General features: G+C 39.3%; 5 protein-coding genes. 1 reads left to right on the top strand and 4 read right to left on the bottom strand.

Going from position 1 to position 2,690, the window contains the following annotated elements:
- A partial coding sequence (locus tag E1176_RS02690; protein WP_155209036.1) for an SDR family oxidoreductase occupies positions 1 to 658 on the top strand: 658 nt, incomplete at its 5' end.
- Positions 659 to 660: 2 nt separating this feature from the next.
- Here E1176_RS02690 and E1176_RS02685 read toward each other — a convergent pair.
- The 4 genes from E1176_RS02685 to E1176_RS02670 form a co-directional block, all read right to left on the bottom strand.
- Positions 661 to 888 (bottom strand): DUF3820 family protein, encoded by a 228-nt coding sequence (locus tag E1176_RS02685; RefSeq protein WP_281349512.1) that lies wholly within the window; start codon positions 886 to 888, stop codon positions 661 to 663.
- A gap of 12 nt (positions 889 to 900) precedes the next feature.
- The gene (locus E1176_RS02680) at positions 901 to 1,767 is read right to left on the bottom strand and encodes a substrate-binding domain-containing protein (RefSeq protein ID WP_222933058.1); all 867 of its coding nucleotides are present in this window, start codon (positions 1,765 to 1,767) and stop codon (positions 901 to 903) included.
- 37 nt (positions 1,768 to 1,804) lie between these two features.
- On the bottom strand, positions 1,805 to 2,197 hold the full coding sequence (locus E1176_RS02675) for a hypothetical protein (RefSeq protein WP_155209035.1): 393 nt from the start codon (positions 2,195 to 2,197) through the stop codon (positions 1,805 to 1,807).
- A 103-nt stretch (positions 2,198 to 2,300) separates the two neighbouring features.
- Positions 2,301 to 2,690 (bottom strand): DUF3817 domain-containing protein (locus E1176_RS02670; protein WP_246205918.1); only part of this gene is annotated, 390 nt, incomplete at its 5' end.

The raw sequence follows: 2,690 nt of genomic DNA, 5'->3' as shown, positions 1-2,690 counted from the left end.
CGCTGAAGCAATCCTAAAAGAAGGAGGCAAAGTAGCCATTACTTCTCGCTCTAAGCAAAGTGCCGATGATGCAGTGCAGTCGCTCAAAGACAAAACTGGAAATGATGCAGTTTTAGGCTTTGAGTCAGATGTGAAGGATGCAAAATCACAACAGAATGCAATCGGAGAAATAGTAAACAAGTGGGGTGGTATAGACCTGGTCGTGGCTAATGCCGGAGTAGGTCATTTTGCTTCTATTGAAGAGCTTACACACGAGCAATGGCAGCAAACTATAGATACTAACCTTACAGGCGTATTTAATACCATCAAAGCTTCTGTAGAATCACTGAAAGATAGCAAAGGATTCTTTATTACTATATCAAGTTTGGCAGGCACAAACTTTTTTGCAGGAGGTGCTGCTTACAATGCCAGTAAATTTGGACTTACAGGTTTTACACAAGCAGTAATGATGGATTTGCGGAAACATGGCATTAGAGTGTCAACCATAATGCCTGGGTCAGTAGCAACTTACTTTAACGATCACCAGCCATCTGAGGCAGATGCGTGGAAAATACAAATCGAAGATATAGGAGAGATGGTGACTAACCTGGTGAGGCTTAATGCACGTACTCTACCAAGTAAAATAGAGGTGAGGCCGAGTATGCTTCCTTCTAAATAAATCTATCTATTCCTTTTAAGTGGAGTGAGGAGGCTTTCCAGTCCATTGAGTTTGATCTCATACATGGTTTCCAGCAACATACCTAGTTTACCTTTTGGAAAGCCCTCTCGCTTAAACCACTCTAAATAACTTACTGGCAAGTCACACAGTAATTTACCCTTGTATTTACCAAAAGGCATTGGCATTTGCACAAGAGTTTTAAGGTGATTTCTTGATTCTTCAGGATTCAATAGATAGGGTTTTTATTTTGAAGCAGACCTTTTCCAAACCAGATTGTCTACAGACGCTTCATCAGAAACTATTTTAGCTTCTTTAAGCGTAAATAATACGCTCATTAGCATTTTATCGCTCACCCAGCTGTCTGTAGCCCATTCGGTTGAGTGAAACCAATATTTGGTGTCTTGTAGAGGCAGGTCGTAGCGCTCGCTTACCATATTCACTGCTTCCGGATCATTCATAAACTGCTGGCAGGTTTTATGGATGATTTTCAGCAAAATATCAAGTGCTTTTGGGTGTTTGGCAATCACTTCGTCTCTGGCTGCAATCATGAAACATGGCCAGGGAGATAAGAACTCACCAATTCTTCGCAGGTGGCCTTTGTTTACATAAGGTTTAGTGGTGTATTTTTCCCAGTAAAATATGTTCGTTTCACCGCTATTCAACGATTTTAAGGCACCTTCTATGTCTTGCACGGTAACATATTGATCCTGATCCATCTTTTTACCTTTAAGCAATGCATCTACTGTCGGCATCAGGTGAGACCCAGATCCATAACGGCTTATCGCAACTTTTTCTGTAAATACCTGCTCATGACTGTGAATGTGACTTTTATTACCGGTATGTATGCCCCAGGTAATTGGCGATTTTACATAACCACTTATTATTTTGGATGGGTTGCCATTGATTATATCCGTAATAATACCTTCAGTAAGTAAAACACAGATATCACAGTCGTCATTGCGCAACGCTTTGGTCATGGCTCCTGTGCCTCCAGGGTAATCAATCCACTCAAGATCGATTCCGGCTTTTTTAAACAAACCGGCCTCTATACCCAAATGAACGGGTAAATTAAAGTGCTCAGGCACTCCACCAATTCTTAGTTTTATCACGATTTACTTTATTTGAGATTATGTAAGTATGACTGGGTTATTGCTTTCCTTGTTGGTTGATTACAGTAAGCAACCACTGCCTTGCTTCTTCAACATTTAAAAACACGGCATTGTTAAAACCACGCTCGTGACACAGCTCTTCCCAGTATTTTATAATGTCGTAATTCATCTGATTTACTGCAAAGCTCATGCTTACTTTTTTGAGAAAGGGAAGCGACTTTTCGAAGTATCTAATGATGTTAAATGCTTCTATTCGTGAAACATTGAATTTCACATCAGTATAGTCTAGAAGAAAATAAGGACATTTAATGGTTTGAGCAGCATCATGTATTTTCTGACTTCCTTTAATTATATCCAGCAGGTTATTTCTTTGGCCGGTGACTTTTGCAAAAATGTAGTGATCTCTTTTCTCGAAATTATACTGTCGCATCCAATTCCTTTTCTTCTACCGCTGCAAGTATACATACGGTAACTCATATTACTGTCAATAAATTATGATTAATCATCAATAATCTTTTAGGACGACCTTTTGCTTATAAAGATTGCTGCTCCGGCTTAAAAATTTTAGAATCAGCCACGAAGGTTCCAAAAGGTATAAGAGAAGCTATGAGTGCCAGAAAACTGGTTTTAATGCTCCACTTGTAATAAAGGATCGCTAGAAAGCACAGTAAAATGTAGGCTATGAATAACCAGCCATGGGCCATGCCGACATAAAAGTTTGGTTGAGTGATACCGAAGACATATTTAAGTGGCATCGTAATCGCGAATAATAAATAGCTGATGCCTTCAAGAATAGCCAATAAACGAAGCCTGCCAATTGGAGTTTTCAGATTCATCTTTAAGATGGTTTTGTTCAACTGGCTGCAAAGTTCACTAACGAAGCGCAATTTATCAGCTAAAAAATATAAAAGATTGAGAATCAG

It is taken from the genome of Fulvivirga aurantia, assembly GCF_009711475.1.
GTDB lineage: Bacteria > Bacteroidota > Bacteroidia > Cytophagales > Cyclobacteriaceae > Fulvivirga > Fulvivirga aurantia.
The sequence above is the reverse complement of the archived record's forward strand: the minus strand, read 5'-3'. Positions and strand labels throughout refer to the sequence as shown.

Coding starts and splice junctions, on each gene's coding strand:
- E1176_RS02675 (WP_155209035.1), bottom strand. CDS start 2,197: ATGCGACAGTATAATTTCGAGAAAAGAGATCACTACATTTTTGCAAAA.